The organism is Ezakiella sp. (assembly GCF_034180565.1).
In the GTDB taxonomy this organism is placed as follows: Bacteria; Bacillota; Clostridia; order Tissierellales; family Peptoniphilaceae; genus Ezakiella.
Genome location: NZ_JAXFOB010000028.1, coordinates 46,203 through 65,560 on the forward strand (window position 1 = coordinate 46,203; position 19,358 = coordinate 65,560).

General features: G+C 39.5%; 21 protein-coding genes and 1 riboswitch. All 21 genes read right to left on the minus strand.

All coding sequences use genetic code 11. The annotated features are described in order from the left end of the window. Window positions 1-284: 284 nt before the first annotated feature. Window positions 285-830 carry a phosphoglycerate mutase family protein gene (locus SPI61_RS05835; RefSeq protein ID WP_321137182.1) on the minus strand — a complete coding sequence of 182 codons (546 nt, stop codon included), beginning with the start codon at window positions 828-830 and terminating at the stop codon, window positions 285-287. Further along, window positions 818-1,561, minus strand: coding sequence for an adenosylcobinamide-GDP ribazoletransferase (gene cobS, locus SPI61_RS05840; RefSeq protein ID WP_321137183.1), 744 nt, complete (start codon window positions 1,559-1,561; stop codon window positions 818-820). The genes SPI61_RS05835 and cobS overlap by 13 nt, the downstream gene beginning before the upstream one ends. Next, window positions 1,558-2,091: a bifunctional adenosylcobinamide kinase/adenosylcobinamide-phosphate guanylyltransferase gene (locus SPI61_RS05845; RefSeq protein WP_321137184.1), complete on the minus strand. Its 534-nt coding sequence runs from the start codon at window positions 2,089-2,091 to the stop codon at window positions 1,558-1,560. The genes cobS and SPI61_RS05845 overlap by 4 nt, the downstream gene beginning before the upstream one ends. Then, window positions 2,084-3,163, minus strand: a complete 1,080-nt coding sequence (gene cobT, locus SPI61_RS05850; protein ID WP_321137185.1) for a nicotinate-nucleotide--dimethylbenzimidazole phosphoribosyltransferase — start codon at window positions 3,161-3,163, stop codon at window positions 2,084-2,086. The genes SPI61_RS05845 and cobT overlap by 8 nt, the downstream gene beginning before the upstream one ends. After that, window positions 3,163-3,897 (minus strand): precorrin-6A reductase, encoded by a 735-nt coding sequence (cobK, locus tag SPI61_RS05855; RefSeq protein ID WP_321137186.1) that lies wholly within the window; start codon window positions 3,895-3,897, stop codon window positions 3,163-3,165. Before cobK ends, cobT begins: the two co-directional genes overlap by 1 nt. Beyond that, window positions 3,894-4,613, minus strand: coding sequence for a precorrin-3B C(17)-methyltransferase (cobJ, locus tag SPI61_RS05860; protein ID WP_321137187.1), 720 nt, complete (start codon window positions 4,611-4,613; stop codon window positions 3,894-3,896). The genes cobK and cobJ overlap by 4 nt, the downstream gene beginning before the upstream one ends. A 2-nt stretch (window positions 4,614-4,615) precedes the next feature. Then, a complete protein-coding gene (locus tag SPI61_RS05865) occupies window positions 4,616-5,581 on the minus strand; it encodes a cobalt-precorrin 5A hydrolase (RefSeq protein WP_321137188.1) in 966 nt (321 codons plus the stop codon). Continuing rightward, on the minus strand, window positions 5,574-6,344 hold the full coding sequence (gene cobM / locus SPI61_RS05870; protein WP_321137189.1) for a precorrin-4 C(11)-methyltransferase: 771 nt from the start codon (window positions 6,342-6,344) through the stop codon (window positions 5,574-5,576). Before cobM ends, SPI61_RS05865 begins: the two co-directional genes overlap by 8 nt. Continuing rightward, window positions 6,341-6,880, minus strand: coding sequence for a precorrin-6Y C5,15-methyltransferase (decarboxylating) subunit CbiT (gene cbiT / locus SPI61_RS05875; RefSeq protein ID WP_321137190.1), 540 nt, complete (start codon window positions 6,878-6,880; stop codon window positions 6,341-6,343). Before cbiT ends, cobM begins: the two co-directional genes overlap by 4 nt. Then, window positions 6,867-7,469 carry a precorrin-6y C5,15-methyltransferase (decarboxylating) subunit CbiE gene (gene cbiE / locus SPI61_RS05880; protein WP_321137191.1) on the minus strand — a complete coding sequence of 201 codons (603 nt, stop codon included), beginning with the start codon at window positions 7,467-7,469 and terminating at the stop codon, window positions 6,867-6,869. Before cbiE ends, cbiT begins: the two co-directional genes overlap by 14 nt. Beyond that, window positions 7,469-8,539: a cobalt-precorrin-5B (C(1))-methyltransferase CbiD gene (gene cbiD / locus SPI61_RS05885; protein WP_321137192.1), complete on the minus strand. Its 1,071-nt coding sequence runs from the start codon at window positions 8,537-8,539 to the stop codon at window positions 7,469-7,471. The genes cbiE and cbiD overlap by 1 nt, the downstream gene beginning before the upstream one ends. Then, window positions 8,540-9,166 (minus strand): precorrin-8X methylmutase, encoded by a 627-nt coding sequence (locus tag SPI61_RS05890; RefSeq protein ID WP_321137193.1) that lies wholly within the window; start codon window positions 9,164-9,166, stop codon window positions 8,540-8,542. It lies immediately after the preceding gene. Further along, entirely contained in the window at window positions 9,166-10,494 is a 1,329-nt protein-coding gene (locus SPI61_RS05895) for a cobyrinate a,c-diamide synthase (protein WP_321137194.1), read from the minus strand. Before SPI61_RS05895 ends, SPI61_RS05890 begins: the two co-directional genes overlap by 1 nt. Further along, complete coding sequence (locus tag SPI61_RS05900; protein WP_321137195.1) at window positions 10,481-11,518, minus strand: histidinol-phosphate transaminase; 1,038 nt, start codon at window positions 11,516-11,518, stop codon at window positions 10,481-10,483. Before SPI61_RS05900 ends, SPI61_RS05895 begins: the two co-directional genes overlap by 14 nt. Further along, a complete protein-coding gene (locus SPI61_RS05905; RefSeq protein WP_321137196.1) occupies window positions 11,511-12,161 on the minus strand; it encodes a precorrin-2 C(20)-methyltransferase in 651 nt (216 codons plus the stop codon). The genes SPI61_RS05900 and SPI61_RS05905 overlap by 8 nt, the downstream gene beginning before the upstream one ends. Window positions 12,162-12,163: 2 nt before the next feature. Continuing rightward, window positions 12,164-12,910: a sirohydrochlorin cobaltochelatase gene (locus SPI61_RS05910; protein WP_321137197.1), complete on the minus strand. Its 747-nt coding sequence runs from the start codon at window positions 12,908-12,910 to the stop codon at window positions 12,164-12,166. A gap of 9 nt (window positions 12,911-12,919) precedes the next feature. Beyond that, the gene (gene cbiB / locus SPI61_RS05915) at window positions 12,920-13,870 is read right to left on the minus strand and encodes an adenosylcobinamide-phosphate synthase CbiB (protein WP_321137198.1); all 951 of its coding nucleotides are present in this window, start codon (window positions 13,868-13,870) and stop codon (window positions 12,920-12,922) included. Beyond that, a complete protein-coding gene (locus SPI61_RS05920) occupies window positions 13,867-14,706 on the minus strand; it encodes a cobyric acid synthase (RefSeq protein WP_321137199.1) in 840 nt (279 codons plus the stop codon). The genes cbiB and SPI61_RS05920 overlap by 4 nt, the downstream gene beginning before the upstream one ends. 120 nt (window positions 14,707-14,826) lie before the next feature. Then, a riboswitch (cobalamin riboswitch) is annotated at window positions 14,827-15,000 on the minus strand. 127 nt (window positions 15,001-15,127) lie between these two features. Beyond that, window positions 15,128-15,712, minus strand: a complete 585-nt coding sequence (locus SPI61_RS05925) for a hypothetical protein (RefSeq protein ID WP_321137200.1) — start codon at window positions 15,710-15,712, stop codon at window positions 15,128-15,130. Window positions 15,713-15,820: 108 nt separating this feature from the next. After that, window positions 15,821-17,395: an ABC transporter ATP-binding protein gene (locus SPI61_RS05930; protein ID WP_321137201.1), complete on the minus strand. Its 1,575-nt coding sequence runs from the start codon at window positions 17,393-17,395 to the stop codon at window positions 15,821-15,823. 133 nt (window positions 17,396-17,528) lie between these two features. Next, the gene (locus SPI61_RS05935; RefSeq protein ID WP_321137202.1) at window positions 17,529-19,088 is read right to left on the minus strand and encodes an ABC transporter ATP-binding protein; all 1,560 of its coding nucleotides are present in this window, start codon (window positions 19,086-19,088) and stop codon (window positions 17,529-17,531) included. Window positions 19,089-19,358 lie beyond the last annotated feature (270 nt).

Sequence of the window (19,358 nt, forward strand, 5' to 3'; positions counted from 1 at the left end):
ATATATACCCAATTTTTTAATAACTTTACCATAGCTTTTCTCTTTGTTTATCTTGTGTTTTTACTCTTTTATCAATATATATTTTGTTTATTTTGATATTATTATTTTATAGACTATTTTAATTTTATTACTCTAAATTTATATTTAGTTTTTATCATTATATGTAATATTTCGATAATTATTTATCCACTATCTTTTCCATTATGTATTTATATGTTTAATTTATAATTATTTCAAATTAGTTAATTATTAAAAAAAGCAGGTGTCAAAACCTGCTTAAATCTTTACATAATATTCACTATTTTTATTTCCCCGTTTTTTATTTTTTGCGTTTTAATTTTTTTGTTTTCATATCCAAGCACGAGTTGTATAAAACCTTCGTGCGTGAAAACCACAATGTCGCCTTCATAATCTTTTATTTTATCCAAAAATATTTTCACTCTTTTAAATGCATTTTGAAAACTCTCACCGCTCGGCGGGGCGGTTCTGTCCGGTCCCAACATCCATTCGTTCAAACTCTCGCCGTAATGTTCGATGTTTTCTTTGAAAGTCCTTCCGACGAGGTCGCCGAAATCTATTTCATTTACATATTTTGTCACGCGAAGTTTTTCATAATCTTTTTTATGGAGAACATATTTCGCGGTCTCCTGCGCTCTTTTGTATTCGCTCGCAATAAAAATCGGATTTTTAAGTTTCAGCTTGTTAAATTCTCTTCTCGTATTTTTTGTGCGAAGTTTTCCAATCGTCGCAAGTTTTACTTCTTTTCCGGCAAATGTATGCGTCAAATTTCCAACCGACATTTCATGCCTTATTAAAATCAAACGACACATATAAACACCATCCCTATAATTTCAACCGTTTCAACAATCGCTCCGTAGATGTCGCCGTTCAGTCCACCAATTTTTTTCTTTGCCCAAAGTGCCATAAGGTTTGAAGCCACGATCGCAAGTGCAATGAAGATGAGCGATTTTATATTTAGAATTGCACAGATTATAAGCGTTACAATAAATCCGATTGTCCAGAATATGCGCGGGTCGGAGCTGTGAAATGTGTAGCCGAGTCCGCTTTTTTTCGTGGTTTCATAAAACGATAGCACAAGGCCTGCGGCAATTCTTGCAATTGTCGGCGGCAAAACGAGGAGCCAAACATTTTTTTCAATCATAATAAATTCTTTAAGCATTTCAAATTTGATTAAAAGCACGAATACAATTGTCATAACTCCGAAAGCACCGACGTGGCTGTCTTTCATTATTTCCAATGTCTTCTCTTTGTCCCTCATCGAGAAAAATCCGTCCGCCATGTCGCTTATGCCGTCGATGTGCATTCCGCCGGTTATGAATATCCATATGATTAAAATTATTATTGCAACAACTGCGGAAATCACATCAAACCGGTTAAAAAGCATAAGAAAACCGGCAAGAATTACACCGATAAATGCACCAACAAGTCCGAACCACATGAGGCTCCTTCTCAAATTTCCCGTGTCCCACTCGACATTTATCGGGAGATATAGTCTCGTTAAAAACTGAAATGCGACAACCAGTGATTCTAAAATCTTCATTTCAGTCTCACCTCAATTCCCATACAAACCAAATAAGCTCTGTCGCATTTTGCGGCGACCTCTTTGTTTATTGTCCCGATTAAATCGCGATATACTCTTGCAACTTTCGACTCCGGAATTATGCTCATGCCCACTTCGTCCGTCACAATCACGAGTTCCTTGTCGTTTTCTCTCGCCCAATCGAGCAAATGCTCGAGCTCTTTTCGCACTTCGAGAATCGTTTCTTCAATCGATTCATCGCTCAAATCGTCTGCAGTCTTTGAAAACATAATATTTGAAATGAACACTCCGAGCGAATCGAAAAGCACATATTTTTCGTCGCCCGAAAGTCCGTCAAATTTTTTCAAACATTCCACGGTGCGCCAATTTATGCTCGACTCCTCGCGGCGCTTCACATGTTTTTTTATCCGAAGATCCATCTCGTCGTCGAAATTTTCCGCAGTCGCAATATAAATCGCGTCACCTTTTATAAGGCTCTCCGCAAATTCCGACTTTCCGCTTCTCGCGCCTCCCGTAACGATACTAATCATTTTTCTCTCTTATATTTACAAGCACGTCCGAAAGTATTTCGATTTCTTCATATCTTCCCATATTTCTCATGAGATAGACCGCCGTGTCCAAAATTTTAAAAAGGAGCATACATCCCGTTCCTTCTCCAAGGCGCATCTCAAGGTCGAGTGTCGGGTGAAGACCGAGTTCGTTAAACACGAGTTCCACTTGCTTTTCTCTGCTTTTGTGGCTCGGAATAATATAGTCGATGACGTGTTCGTTCATTCTTACCGCAACAAGCGCTGCAACTGCGGAAATAAATCCGTCGATGACCGCAACTTTTTTGTGCTTTGCTGCGCCCAAAAATACACCGACCATCCCGCAGATGTCATATCCGCCGACACATGCGAGAATTTCGAGAGGAGTCTTGTTGTATAAGTCATATTTTTTTATCGCTTCGTTCACGACATTCACTTTATTTTGAAGACCTTCATTTGTAACGCCGGCGCCAAGTCCGCAAGTCGTTTCGCCGTCCGTTTTTAAAAGTGCTGCAAGAACTGCCGCAGAAGTTGTAGTATTTCCGATTCCGAGTTCGCCCGTTCCAAAAATGTCAATTCCCTTTTTCACTAGTTCGTCGACCATATAAATTCCGGTTTCGATTGCTTTTTTTGCTTCTTCGACAGTCATCGCCGGTTCTTTTCTGAAATTTTTGGTTTCGCTGTTTATTCTGAAGTGTAGCACATTTTCGTGGTCGATTTCACGCCTTGTTCCGAGGTCCACAACATAAATTTCAGTGTCCGATTCGAGACACATATTTGCGGCACACGTCTTTCTTTTTGCCATTGAATAAACAAGTTGACTTGTAAGATCCGGATAACCACTCGAAATATTTTCCTCTATAATTCCATTGTCCGAAGCCATAACTATGAGTGCTCTGCTTTTGACAAGCGGAAAAATATTTCCTTGAATGCCCGCGATTTTTATTGTAAGTTCTTCGAGTTCTCCCAACGAGCCGGTCGGATGCGCAATGCTGTCCCACTCTTTTCTCGGAAGTTCGTATGCTTTTTTGTCAACTCCCGCAATACTTGCAATTGTTTCTTCTAAAAGTCCCATCAATATTCCCCCAATAATTTTATTAATTCATCCATACTTTGAATGCCGTTTTCTTCTTCCGCTTCAATCATAACCACTTTTATGCCCGCTTTTTTTGCGGCGATAAGTTTTTCTTTCGTTCCCGAGCCCTCACCGCTGTTTTTTGTTACGAGATAGTCGGCACCGTAAGTGTTTATAAGCGCTGTGTTTAATTCTTCATCAAAAGGCCCGAGCATCGCGCAGATGTCCTTCATAGGAACTCCTAGCGCCGAAATTTTTTCAATGCTTTTAACGCTCGGAAGAATTCTGAAAATCATTCTGCTGTCGTTTTTCACTCTCAAAAATCTTTCGCACTCGTTCACACCCGTCGTGAAAAAATATGTTCCCGGGTGCGACGAGACAAATTCCTCCGCTTCGTCGTAACTCTTAACATAAATAATGTCTTCGTCCGAAAAACTTGCGACCTTTCTGTTGAACCGCACAAAATCTATATTATATTTTTTTGAAAATTCCGCGATCGACTTTTTTATATGCCTTGCAAACGGATGCGTCATGTCGACGATGAGATTTATATCGTTCTCTTTCACAAACGCCAGCTTCTCATCTTCCGTCATGCTTCCAACGCGCACTTTCAAATCCTTCGGCAAAAACTCCCGCGCTTCGTCGGTCGTGACCGTGACAACGATGTTGTCGTAGCTTTTGAGCCCACCAAGTAAAAGCGGAACCTCGTGTGTTCCGCCTAAAATCCAAATCATATATCATAGCCTCTTTTGGTTATAATAGTGTCACCGTGAATGTAGCTTGTGCTGTTTCCGACAATCACAATTGTCTTCATGTCGACAGATTCGCAGTCTATTGTGTCGAGAGTCGCAATTTCTTTCTTAAAATCGTCTCTGCCCGAATTTCTGACGATACCGACCGGAGTTGTGCCTTTTCGATATTTTTTTATAATCTGAATGGCTTCATTCAAATAGTCCGGTCTGCCCTTGCTTCTCGGATTATAAAGAGAGATTACAAAATCCGCTTCGGCTGCAAGCTCAACGCGTTTTTTTATCTTTTCATAGCTCACAAGAAGATCCGAAAGACTTATGATTGCCGTGTCCATCATGAGCGGTGCCCCAAGGTCTGCCGCAGCGCTAAAAACTGCACTCACTCCCGGAACAACTTCAAACTCGACGCCGCTATTCTTTAAAAGTTCTATGACAGGTCCCGCCATTCCGTAAAGTCCGGCGTCACCCGTCGAAATGATTGAAACATTTTTGCCTGCCTTTGCAAACTCAATCGCTTTTTTACATCTTTCAATTTCGCCCGTCATGCCAGTTGAAAAAGTCTCCTGGTCCGTCAAAAATTCCGAGACATATTCGATATATGGTTTATATCCGACAATGACGTCGGATTCTTTTATTTTTTGAACGGCCTCAAGCGTCATTCTATCTTTGCCGCCCGGCCCAATTCCTATAATATAAAGCATATTTACCTCACTTTTCCGATTGATATTGTAACTCCATTATAAACATATTTTTCAAGTAGCAAATCTCCGAACAATGCCGCCGCCCTCGCAGACACGGCGCCGCATCCGGTTGTTTTTTTCACAAACTCCGATTCCTCAAAATCGCCTTCGACTTCATTCAAGACTTTATCGGAATATGTCTCGAAAGAAACTCCAAGTTCTTTCGCGGCTTCAATGATTCCGACTTCATCTTTTTTTAAATCAATCGAAACTATTTTCACAATCGAAAGAGGCGAGAGTTTTTTCATTTCGAAAGCATTTTCGAGCGCTTTCAATACCGTCTCCTTTGGTGTCTCCCTCTTTGCTCCGATTCCGACAACGAGTTCCCTCGGTCTCAAAGAGGTCGTCGGAACTGAAAAATCATACACAGTCGACGAAATGACAAGTGCCGCTTCGGCCTCCTCTTCATCTTCGGTGGCGAACGAATATTCGTATTTAGAAGCGGTGTCGTTTTTTATAATGACTTTACGCTTTTCGACAATTCGCGCCATGACGGGAGCGATACTCTTGATGTCCTCAATTACGAGCGAATGTTTTTTTGCAAACATATCGATAGACTCCACGCCATGTGAATCCGACGCCGTCGTCACAACCGCCGTCGCTCCGATTCGATTTGCAATCTTTGTTGCAAGTTCATTTGCGCCGCCGAGGTGCCCCGAAAGAATCGGAATGACAAATTTTCCACACTCGTCCATCACGATGACCGCAGGGTCCGTGTCTTTTGAAACGATGTAGTCTTTAATCATTCTGACTGCGATTCCACACGCCGAAATAAATATGACCGCATCGTAGTCACGCATGATTTTCGGCATATATTTTTTGACACCGCCGGTCAATTTTTTGTTAAAATACAAATCGCCGTTTATTCTGAGTCTCTTGTAGAGCTGAAGCCCTCCGTCGGTGAATGTTACAACCGCAGTTTTACTCATCTTTATCTTTCTTCGGAACCGCTTTTCTGTATTCCGTTTCGAAGTGCTTGTCGTAAAGTTTTGAAAGCTCAAAATCCGTATCCAAAAAATCTCCGACCAAAATCATCGCTTGCTTTCCGATATTTTCGAAACGAACCTTTTCCGCAATGTCCGAAATTGTTCCCGTGACAATCTTTTGGTCCGCCCATGTCGCACGATAGACAACCGCAATAGGCGTTTCTTCAGTGTAGCCCTCCAAAAGCTCCTTGCAAACGTCTTCAATCATCGAAATCGAAAGGAAAATTGCCATCGTTGCATGGTGCTTCGAAAGTTCCGCAAGACTTTGTCCTTCCGGCACAGGAGTTCTTCCCGCCATTCTTGTAATTATTATGGTTTGCGTTACGCCGGGAAGAGTCATCTCTTTTTTTAGCTCCGCATTCGCAGCGGAAAAACTGGAAACGCCCGGCACAACTTCGTAGTAAATGTCGTGCTTGTCGAGTTCACGCATTTGCTCCGCAATCGCTCCGTAAATTCCCGGGTCGCCCGTGTGAAGTCGAACGGTGGTTTTCTTTTCACTCTCCGCTTTCAAAAATACTTCCATGACTTCATCGAGATTCATTGTTGCGGAATTGTAGACCTCAGCATCCTCTCTCAAATAATCGAGCTGTCTTTTTGAAACGAGACTCCCCGCGTAAATCACAACATCCGCTTCTTCCAAAAGTTTTCTTCCCTTTATAGTTATCAAATCCGGATCGCCCGGACCTGCTCCAACAAAAAATATCATTTAACACCTCTAATTAAAAAAATAGGATTGTTTGCAATCATCATTCCGATTTTATTTATCTCCGACGTTTGAATGAGCGTCGATTCAACTTCCTTAAAATCGTGCATAAGAGCCATCGCCTCGGTATAGTTTTTCGGCAAGATAAATGTGAGCACAATTGTGCCGCCGATTTTTAGACTGTCGTACGCCGCATCAATTATCTCCTTCATTCGCCCCTTTGTTCCGCCGATGAAAATCTTGTCATATTTTTCGCCCCCGATTCCTTCGGGAGCCATCAAATTTTTCATCTCGATTTTCACGCCGAACTTTTCGGCATTTTGTTTTATTAAACTTATGCCTTCTTCTTCGATTTCAATCGCGCATACCTCGGCTCCCCGAAGTGCCATCTCAACCGAAACGCTTCCCGTTCCGGCGCCGATGTCGAGTGCTCTGTCGCCTCTTTCTATGTCGAGTGCATCCATAATATACGCGCGAATTGTGCGCTTCGTCATCGGAATGTCGCCGCGAATGAAAAAAGCGTCCTCAATTGCTCTCATTTAAAATCTCCACATACATCAAATTCAAATCGCTTTTAATTTCAATATCGTCGCCGATTTCATATCTGTCGACAGCTTCGTCATCGTAACTCAGATTAAATCCGACCACGATTTTCCCCCTATAGCCTTCGCTGTAAAGCCATTTTGAAATGCTGTCCGGATTGTTTTTCGAATCCGTATAAATCATGAGTTTATCGTTTGAAATCAAATCTCTGTTGAGCTCTCTGCCGTGAAAGGAAATCGACGTAACGTCGTTTAAGGAAATGTTTTCGTATCCCGCCATATAAGAAACGCAGGAAATTCCCGGAATTGTTTTCACTTTATATCTCTTCGAAATATATTCGCCGATTCCGAAAAAGCTCGGGTCGCCCGAAGCCAAAACTGAAATATCGACGTCTTCGCCCATATGCTCATCTAAAAAGTCCGTAATTTCTTTTAAACTCTCTATTTCAATAATCTTCGCCATCGGCTCGATTGTCTCTTTTACTCGCTTGTATGAAAGCACATAGTCACTTTTAAAAATAATATCTTCTGCAACATTCGTCAAATATTTCGGATCTCCCGGTCCGATTCCAACAACATAAATCATTAAATCACTCCTCTTTCCATAGAATAAATAATCACTTTCACATCAAGGTCGCTTTTTTTAAGATACTTTCGAATCCTTTCCTCCGCGCCCTCTTCCATTTGTTTTATAACCTCACCGTATCCCATATCAATCGCCATATTCATCGCAATCTCAGCGGTGTTTTGGCTGCAAATTTTAAGTATGTCCTCCCTCTTTGCGTTCATTTTAAACAGATAATAAACAAACGCCTCCATTCTCGTGTCCGAAATGTTCGAGTGTGTGTTGAAAATTCCGATTGAAAGTTTCGAAAACTTCCCGATGTGACCTACGAGGATAATCTTTTTAAAACCGTCCTCGAGCGCCATCTTTAAAGTCTCTCCGACATAGTTACTCATCTCGACCGTCGGCTTTTCGATATTCATTTTCTTTAGCATATCTTTGCCGTAACTTCCCGGAACCAATACGATTTCATCCGTTCCATACTCCTCTTTGTTCATATTGAGCTCGAGTTTTATTGTGTCGAGAAGTGCTTTTTCACTCATCGGATGCACGATGCCCGTCGTTCCTATAATCGAGATACCGCCTTCGATTCCCATATTTTCATTGTATGTCTTTTTTGCGATTTCCCGACCGTTCGGCACATAAATTTCGACGTCGAAACCGCCCAAAGGTTTCAGCGCATCTTCAATCATTTTTCTCGGCATCGGATTTATCGCAGGTTCTCCGACTTTTCCGAAAAGCCCTTTGCGTTTTATTATGCCGACGCCTTCGCCTCCCGAAATGACAATCTTGTCGTCATTTCTTTTTCTCACTTTTGCCCCGATTAAAATTCCGTCGGTCACGTCCGGGTCGTCGCCCGAACTTTTTCTTATCTCGGAAAAAGCGTACTCGCCATCGATTCTTTTGTTTAAAACTTCCAAAATCAAAGTTATACCCGACGGAGTTTCGAGTTTTAAAATATCGCTCCCCTCGTCGACGAGCATTTTTGCAGCAGAAAGAGCCGCCGCAGTTGCACAACTTCCCGTCGTGTATCCGAGGCGGAGCCCATTTTCATAAATCTCGTGACCTTTTCCAAGCAATTTTTCGTCCAACTAAAAATCCCTCTCGATAAAACTATATAAAAGTGCGTTTATAACTGAAACTGCAACATTCGAACCGCCCTTTGAACCGTTCGTTCTCACAAAAGGCACGCTCACCGTCGAAAGTTCCTCTTTCGACTCTGCGGCTCCCACAAATCCGACCGGCACACCTATAATAAAGTCCGGAGAAATATCGCCCGCTTTTATATGCTCGATAAGTCTAAAGAGCGCTGTCGGCGCATTTCCGAAAGCAAACATCGTGACGCCGTCTTTTATCGCCTTGTCGACAGCCGCCATCGATCGCGTTATCTCTTGTTCCTTTGCAATTTTCCTTACATCTTCGTCGGAAACGCATGTAAAAACTTCGAGATTTGCTTTTTCGAGCGCCGGCTTATTCACACCTGCCGCAATCATATTTGTGTCTGCATAAATCTTTCCGCCTTTTTTCATTGCAAGAGTCGCGCGTTCGACAAAATCGTTTTGAAATTCGATGATATGTCTGTAGTCGACGTCGCCCGTCGTGTGAATCATGCGTTTAACAATCGGAAGTTCCCCTTCTTTAAAATCGACATCGCTCAAATACGGTGCGATAATATCCATCGAATTGTTTTCAATTTTCTTCGGATTTTTTATATACATTAAACTTTCCTTTCCAAAAATTGTAAAATCATTTTACTTATAGCGTCCGGATGCGCGTGGCTGTATGAACCGTAGGCGTTTCTTTCCTTGTACCCGTCGCTGTGTCTCGTTTCGCCCTTTTCGTCGTTCGGCTTACTTAGCATAAGCATCGATCTGCTCGACGTTTCATAAATACCTCTGTGATATTCACGAACATTAAATTCCCCACGTTGTGTGCCGAGCCATTCGTCTTCGATGACCGCCTTTTGGTAACCGAAGTGAATGAGATTTTTCGTCATTGATGAAAGTCCGGGGAAAATTCCGACCATCGGCACTTCTCCGATTCTTTTTGAAAGATAAATCAGTCCGCCACCGTATGCCAAAATTCTGCCGCCCTTTCTGTGATATTCGCGAAGCGAGTTAATCATAGCTTCGTTGTTCGAAAGTTTAAATCTGAACAACTCCGGATAGCCTCCGCCGATTACGACCAAATCCGTGTCCTCCGGAATTTCCTTGTCATTTAAAGGCGAAAAGAAAGTTGCCGCATCATATAACTCCGATTCATAGTGGAAGCAAAATGCGTCGTCCTTTGCCATCAAAATCTTGTATTTTTTGAACGGATTTTCCTCGGCTCTATCCTGTTCACTCGTTTGTTGTGTCGCAGCCATAAGAACACCTCTTATGTCAACCGTCTTTTTCATTTGGTTTGTAATAAGATCAAGTCTTTCAGTGATATCTTCGACTTCCTTCGGCCTAATAAGTCCCAAACTTCTTTCGTGAATTTCAAGTCTCTTGTCGTTCGGAATGTAGCCGAGCGCGCTTATGCCCACATATTTTTCAATTTGCGGTGCAATCATATCATAAATTCTCTTGCTCGTTTTATTGAAAATAACGCCCTTGATTTGACCTTCACTGAAGTCGACCATGCCCTTAATCTTCGGCACCATCGTAAACATTTCGCCCTTCGGCTCATAAAGAAGAATTGCACCTATGTCAAATTTTTTCGAAAGATCGAAGCTACTTGCTTCGAAAGTGTTTCCCGAACCGTCGAAATAACCCATAACACCTTCTACAAGAAGCACGTCGTTGTCAACCGCGATTTTATTTATCTTCTTCTTTATCAAATCGTCATCCATCAAAAACAAATCGAAATTTTCACTCTTCTTTCCCGAAGCGTAAGTTAAATATTCAGCATCTATATAATCCGGACCGGTCTTCGCGCCCATAACTTGAAGATCCAGTTCCCTAAACAACTTTATCAAAGCTGTACTTATGAGCGTCTTTCCGGTGTTTGAAGACGGCGCCGTAATCATAAGCTTTCTTAAAGTGTTTCGTTTAAAATCGTTCATTTTCTTCCTCCTTTAAAGCTTTTACAAGCTTCTCATTGTCCTCATCCTTCTTTACCGCAACTCTAATATATTGATGCCCCAAATTATCATAATTATCACACTTTCTCACCAAAATCCCTTTGTTAAGCAGATTTTGAAAAAGCTTTTCATTGTCGAAATCAGTTTTAATCAATATATAGTTCGCATCCGATGGGAGCGGATAAATCCCGCCAATCTTTTGAAGCTCCGAAAATAACTTATTTCGTGATTTCGCAAGCTTCTCTTTCGATGATATTATAAACTCCTCATCAAAAAATAAATCCTCTCCCAAATTTTCCACAAGCGATGAAACCGACCACGTTGGAATATGATTGTCGATTTTCTCTTTGAAATTTGAAACCATATACCCGAGTCTGAGGCCCGGGAGCGAGAAAAATTTTGTTGCGGCTCTCACCACAAACAAATTTTTGTATTTCGTAATTTCTTTCGCCAAATCGTAGCTCACGCTCGAAAATTCATGAAACGCTTCGTCCATCAAAATCGCTCCGCCGCTTTCTGAAACTTTTTCATAAATCTCGTCGAACTCTTTTTTTGTAAGGCTCACTCCGCTCGGATTGTGCGGACTTGTCAAAATTACGAGAGTGTTTTTTAAATCGAAATCCAAATCTCTGACATCGGTTTTAAACGATGCGTCGAGATTTATTTTCTTTATATTTTTCTTTTGCACGCGTGCGCGTATTTCGTATTCCATAAACGCCGGCTCAAATATTACAATATTTTCATATAGCGAGATTGCCGCATCAATCACTTCCATCGCACCGTTTCCGAGTGAAATATACGATTTGTCCGCTCCGAGATATCTCTCGAGGGCTTCGAAAAGTTTTCCATATGACACATCCGGATATCTCGCGATCAAATCGAGATGTTCTCTTATATTTTTCTTGACCCTCCCGGTCGGTCCGTAGGGATTTATATTGCTCGAAAAATCGAGAAGCTCTCCACTTTTTGAATATTTAAAAATATTTGCGCCGTGTCCTTTATTCATTTCTCCATCCAATCATGAGGGACATATAATTCTCCCTTTCTAAAATTTCTTCCTTGTCTCGAAGTATGAGCTCGTCTTTTGCCGAAACATTTTCAAGATAAATATAAGAAAAATTGTGTGCTTCGAGCTTTTCTATTACTTCTTTTTTATTTTTATAAGTTTTTAAAATTGCAATTCTATCGACAAATTCGAGATTTGCATTTTCGATATCATCTGTAAGGAGGAAATTTTTTCCCTTTGTCGCAAGCGGCACTCCGGCGAAATCCGCCGCCGCCAAAAATGACGGAATGCCCGGTGACATCTCAAACGAAATCTCCTCGTCGAAATAAAGAGTATTTATAAATGTGCTGTAAATTGCGGCGTCTCCAATCGTAAGAAACACGCCGAAACTTTCGTCCGAAAGATTTTCGTGGATAATTTCGAGATTCTTCTTGTAAATCTCCGCTCCCACTTTACCCATCGGAAAATCGAGATAAACAATATTTTCGGTTTTTATATACTCGCGCACCGTGTCAAGCGCCATATTTTTGCCCTTGTTGTTCGGTGCGAAAATCACATCCGCATTCTCGATAAGATTTTTACTTCTAACAGTTATCAAATCCGCCGCGCCCGGACCCGTTCCGATTCCATAGAGTTTTTTCATCTCTAAAGCACCTCTTTTAATCTGTCGTAAAACATTTCCCTTGCAAAATCAAACTCGCCGAGTCCCTTTAAAACCGCATCCACTTTAAAACCTTTTTGTGTGAGAATGCTTTTCCACGAATCCGGTTCGTCTCCCGCCATATCGTTTTTCGCATGGTCGCCGCTCACAAGCATCATGGGTCTTAGTGTGATTTTTTTATCCTTGAATTTTTCGAGCTCCGGCAAAATAGTTTCGAGACTTCTCGTGCCTTCAACCGTCGCAACGAAAACATTTTCTCCGCCGTTTTTCTTGAAACACTCGTCGCAGTAGTCGTAGACGTCGTCCACTTCGTGGCTCGTGCCGTGTCCCATCCAAACCGTGCACTCGTCTTCTTCGAAAATTGCCTTTTTTGTAAATTCATCGATTGCAGACTTGTCCGCAAATAGCGGTTTTGAAACGCGAAGCCCCGGATAAAACTCCTTAAGTGAAAGAATTTTTTCGTACTCGTGTCCCGCCAAAAGATGTGTGCTGAAAACTATCGGCTCGTCGATGCCGAGGCTTTTGAAATAATCAAGTGCTTCCCTCTCGTTTTTCACGTCCATAATTCCTCTATCTTTCAGCCTTTTCTTTATTATGCGCGACGTATACGCCATCTCGACTTCATATTCATTTCCATATTTATTTTTTACATAATCATAAATCGGCTTTATGCACGCATCATATGTGTCCATGTGTGTCGTACCGAAAAAACAAACTGTAATCCCCTTCATATTTCCTCCTTAAAGCGCTCTGTAGAGCGGTGAATATAATAATATTGACATCGTGACAACCAAAAGAGCGGTTGCAACATACATCACTCTGTTTGCCACAAAAATATCGTCTTTATCAATCTCTCTCAAATCATTTCCGATAAAAGCCTTGTCCGACAAAACGCCTTTGTATGTCGAAGGTCCCAAAAGTTTAACTCCCAAAAGCCCAGCCATCGCCGACTCCGGAAAACCCGCATTAAGACTTGCGTGTTTTTTTGAATCCCTAATTGTTACCTCAACTCCATTTTGAATGTTCAAATCCAAAACTGCCCCCGCCAAAATAAAGAAAATTGCCGTGAGTCTTGCCGGGATAAAGTTTATAACATCGTCTGTGAGTGCTGCCGTTTTTCCAAAATAAAAATACTTGCTGTCGTCGTATCCGATCATCGAATCCATCGTGTTTGCCATCTTCATCATGACCGCCCCTGCAGGTCCGAACAAAAATGCAAATATAATCGGGCTGAAAACTCCGTCGCTCGCATTTTCGGCAACCGTTTCCACAGTCGCCATCACAACTTGCTTTTCCGTAAGATTTTCAGTGTCGCGACCCACAATCATCGAGAGCTCGTGCCTTGCATCGACAATTGAAACCTCGAGCTTTTCTCGTACTTTTCTTGCGCACTTCGAAAGTTCTTTAAGAGAAATGCACGAATAAACCACATAAATTTGAAAAAGTGTTCTGAAAATTCCCGCAGGAATAATTTTTATAATAAAATATGTGACGAGATACGAAAAAACGAGATTAAAAACGACAATCGCACTCCCTGCGACAAATTTTTCGTAGTCACTCTTATCTTCCTTTAAAAACTTTTTCTCTTCAAAGGAAATCAGCTTTCCCATAAGCCTTATCGGGTGAAACGGATAAACCGGATCGCCGATCAAAAGGTCTATTAAAAGCGCCGCCAAAACAATTTTAATCATAACCCCGCAATCTCCTCAACAAATTTCATATCCATATTTTCTGCAATCGCATTCATAAGCTTATCAAATTCAATTTCTAATTCTTCCCTGGTAACTCCGCCGTGATTTGCAGGCTTGTCGTAGTCGACGAGCGAATCTTCGTCCGGGATATTCAGCTTCACATATGGAATCGTTCCGATGACAGGAATTCCCGTAAGCTTTTCGATTTCTTCGATGCCCGAATCGAGAAGAGTTTTGTCGCCTCTGAATTTATTTATGACAAGTCCCTTGATTCGATTTCTCTCGTTCTCGCTTAAAAGCATGACCGTTCCGTAAAGAGATGCAAAAACTCCGCCGCGGTCGATATCCGCAACAAGAATCACGGGCAAATCCACAAGTTCCGCCAAACCCATATTCACAATATCGTTCTCTCTCAAATTTATTTCCGCAGGACTTCCCGCACCTTCAACCACAACGATATCGTTTTCCGACTCAATCTCCGAAAAAGTTTTTTCAATTATCGGAAGGAGTTCTTTTTTATACTCAAAATACTCCCTCGCCTTCATATCCTTGAACTCTTCTCCGAAAAGCACAACCGTGCTTCCGACGTCGGTCTTTGGAATAAGTAACACCGGATTCATCTTGACATCGGGTTTTCTGTTGCACGCAAAAGCTTGTTGGACCTGTGCGGTTGCAATTTTGTGACCGTCTTCATCAACGAAAGCATTTCTACTCATATTTTGCGACTTGAAAGGAAAAACCTTCAGACCTTTTTTATAAAAATATCTGCATAAACCGGTGCACAACAGCGACTTACCTGCCGAAGAAGTTGCGCCTTGAACCATAATTTTCGCCAAAATAAACCTCCAACTTAAAAATGGGCAAGTTAATCAAGATTCGAATTAAAATCTTAAAAACTTACCCATACATCCTCCAAAAATTTATTTTAAAGGAACAACATAAAACAGCATACTTCCCAATCCCAAAAGTACAACTGAAGGTATCCTGACTCGCCATCAAAACATATACCGCCTTCCCGTTAAGTGGCATGTGGTATATAATCCGGCATACAGTAGAGGTTGCTGTTCGGTTTTAACCGTATTCCCTTAATCTATCTACATAAAATTATACCATTAAACGTATAATTTTTCAAATTTATAGTCGCTCAAAAACATAAATTTCCGGTAATTATTAAATTTTATTCTATAAAAATCAAGAACATAAAATTGTATTTTAAAATCCCTCAAAAATTATTTTTTTAAATTTTAAAAACACAAACTACTCCCCGCTCTCGTTCAAAAAATCTTCAAGTTGTTTTTTTCTATGTCTCAGCTCATGATTTTCTCGAAACATTTTCTCGTTACTTTTTCTCATCCTGAACTCCGAAATCATTCGAATCGCATACATCAATAGACTATAAAGCAAACATTTTATCGCCGCTCCGAAAAGATAAACGCCCTTGTATGTGTTTGCATCTCTATTTACAATGAGCGCGTTCATTTCAAATAGTCGCATGACTGTGTCGATGCCCATAAATGCCTGACAAATTCCAAGCACTATCATGGCGAGGAAAAATATTTTCGGTGCATAAACTTTCTCCGAAGTCATAAATGTAATCGCGTCGTAAACGCCCATGCTACTGTAGAACATAAATAGTACGCCGTTTACAAACACAAATATGCTCATTAAATCGATATATTTTTCAACTTCTGCGGTTCTGTAGTTGAGATGAAGACTGTGCAAAGCTTTTGTGTCGATGATTGCGATGTCGATTGCAATTAGCGCACCGAAAATCAGAGCAAAAAGAAGTCGCCCCTTCAATGTGTTGTATCCGAAAAAGTTGCCCTTTGAATATTTTTTCATAAAACCTCCGCATTCATTTTTATTGATTAAAAACGTATTTATATTCATTCTACCATATTTTATGATTTTTTCAAAAGTTATTTATAGAATTAAAAATCTCCCGATCCACTAAATTTCATAAATTGCATCGAAAAGTTTTCTCATGTTCTCATCCAAATTGTGGCTCACCATAATAATTGTGAGGTTCTCACTTTTAAGTAAATTTTCTTCAATCGCCGCTCTGTTTTCCCGGTCGAGTGCGCTTGTGCCCTCGTCAATCAAAATCGTGTCTTTGCCGTTTATCAAACTTCTTGCAATTGCGATTCTTTGTTTTTCGCCTCCGGAAATATTCGCGCCGTTCTCTCCGACAATCGTGTCGATGCCGTCTTTAAAGTTTTCGATGTCCTTTTGAAGCGAGCTTTTAAAAAGTGCGTCACTTATAGCCGTACCCGAAAAGTCCCCGCCTAAAACAATATTCTCCTTTATCGAGGCATTAAAAAGATATACATCTTGCGAAATGTAGGACATATTTGTGTCGAGTGCTTTCTCGCGCACGCTTCCATCGTAGAGAACCTCGCCCTCGTAATCCTTTATAATCCCCATAATAATCTTTAAAATTGTCGATTTTCCGCGTCCCGACTTTCCGATAATTGCATATTTGCCGTTCTTTTTAAATTCCATATTAATGCCTTTAAGAACCTGTTTGTCATCGTAGCTGTACGAAATATTTTTGAGCGTGAGCGTTTGGTTAAACGACTCGTCGCACACTTTTTCAACATCGGTTGATTTTAGAATTTCAAAATACGGCTTCGACTGCATTATCATCATTTTTGCATTTGTGAGATTTGAAAGTCCGTTCGTGACTCCGCCTATGAGATTTGCTGCCCCTGCAAGCACCGCAACTCCGATTCGCCCGTAAAATGCAAGAACTACCACGATGACTTCCGCCAAAATTTGCATCAAAACACTCACGATTCCCATCGTGCATTCCAAAATCTCCGTCATGTAATTTTTTCTAGACTTCGCCTCTTCGCTTATTTCGCTCGCGTCCATTCCTCTTTTTAAATACCAATTCTTTGCGGATAGAATTTTTAGAATGTGCACGCCGTAAATTAAATCTTTAAATTTCTTCATCGCCTTCGCTTGCGCTTTCAAATTGTCCTCTCCGATTTTTTCGATACGCTTTTCAAAAATTTTCGGCATAAACCACATTATAAGCGTTGAAAAAACGGCGAATAAAAAGAGATAAAAGTCGAGATAGAGAAGCGCCGCAACGCTCCAAACTATCTGTGCAACTCTTCCGACCAGATTGAAAACGCTTTCCCATGCGAGAGTAGAAATTTCGTCGACATTTTTTGTTATGTAAGAAATATATTCCGCTCTTTTTTCTCCGCCGAAATTTTTTATATCTCCGTTGTAAATTGTCTCGTAAAAATCCTTTCGAAGATCATTGTTCATGGACTTTATCGCCATTGCACGAAAATAAGACTCGAGCATACAAATTAAGTAATATGCGAGCCATCCTGCAAACGAAATCGAAATCCACTTCAAAAATTGATGAATGTCGAGCCTGATTGCGCCGTCAAATGTTTTTATAGCAAAAAATTGCACAATGACCTGCATTCCCCACATCAAAATTTGTAGAAGAAAAACAATCAGAGTTTTTATTTTGTTTTGATAAAGATATCTTCTAATATTTTCCATAGTCGCCTCTATATCATCATACCAAAAAACTTCAACTCAATCAATCACCGCAAACAAAAACACCCTTGCAAAAGCAAGAGTGTTTTATCTAAATACATAACCTTATAGATTTAATGCCAAAACATTTTTAGATTTATATAGAAATATTTTTCGAAAAATATTTTTCGTCAATATATTTGTGATCAATGGTAATGACTGTTTTTGCTTCTAAATATTTCATAGTGTCATCAAAAATTTTATAAAAAAGTTTTTCATCAAGCCCTGTGCTAATTTCATCAAAAATGTATAGTTCGCAATCTTTGTATAATGCTCTCGCTAACAACACTCTTGTTTTCTCTCCACCTGATAAGGTGCTGCTGTCGAACCCTATATTCTTTATTGAATACTTTTCAAGAACTTCATCCAACCTACATATTTTAATGATTTCATTCAATTTCTTATCATTAACCGTAGATTTAAATGTGATGTTTTCGATTATTGACATGTTAAATAATTTATTTTCTTGAAAAACCGCTGATAATGAAACCGTCTGATTTTCTTTCCCATCCACATATATATTACCCGAAGACGGCTTATACATATTAGTGATTAATTTTGCAATACTTGACTTGCCTGAACCTGTTCTTCCATTTATTTTTAATTTATCACCTTTATTTATGACTAAATTAAAATCTCTTAAAACGTGGTTATCTCCATAATTTAGCGAAACATCTTTAAATTCAATAGTGTTAAAATTTTCGATTAAATTTACACATTCTTTCTCTATTCTTTTAAAAGTATCATCTATCCTTTTAACAGAATTTTTGAAAGCTGCTATTTCTTTTTGATTTTCTATGATATTAAATATCGGATCGGTAATCATTGAGGCATACAATATGATTGCTATCAATGCTCCGACTGACAAGTTGCCTTGACTAACACGCATTCCTCCAATAAAAATTAAAATAGCCATAATAAGATTAAACAATAAACTTACAAGTGCTTGAGAAACATTTTTAATATTTATTATTTTTTTATCGAGCTTATTCAGCGTCTGATTCTCTTTGTAAAATTCATTTGAAAAAATCTTTTCTTTATTAAACAGTTTAATATCCCTTGCGCCCACAATAATGTCAAAAAATTTATTTATAACATTCAGCCTTTGAATTTGACTATTTGCAGATGCTATTTCTGAACTTTTTAAAATCTTTTGGATTACAATTGTTGACGCAACAGATATGGCAATCATATCAAATAACATAATATAGTCGTACTTTATTATAATTATTGACCCAATCACAAAACTTGAGATAGAAAAACCTAAATCAAAAACCAAAGGTATTAGTTTATCATCAATCGATTTTAAGTCGTCAATTATAACATTAAAAACATTGCTTCGTCCGGCTCTTTCCAGCTGTTCCATCTTTGTATTAAGAATACTTTCAACAATCTCATTTCTTATGTCACGATTTAAATTCAGTTCGAATTTTGAGCCGAAGTTTACGAGAGCTATCCTAAATATATTTACCAAAATATATACAAGTGAATAAAATATTATATATTTTATAAATTCAATGCGATTCCCTAAGGTTAAATAGTCTATCACCTTTTGAATAAATAGCATAGGAATTATACTTAAACTTCCTACAATTATCCCTGTTAAAAATAATAATAAAATTTTAGAAAAGTTCTCATTATATTTATCTCTTATCATAATTCCCCCATGAATTTATTGACATTTAGAATATTCTAATCAAATCTATAGATATTATTCTCGCTTGGTCTCAAAAACCATTTGTAAAATTTCTATATTTCTTACCAACTTTACAAATAAATCTATGACATTTTTTATTGTTATTTCTGTCGGTTTTCCCCATCGAATTCGATGGGTTTAAATTCCGGCTTTATTTCTAAACGTATCGAATGATAAACATTTATTATTTACAAGTTCTTAAAGTTTTGTTAATTACTATTTTTATCATAC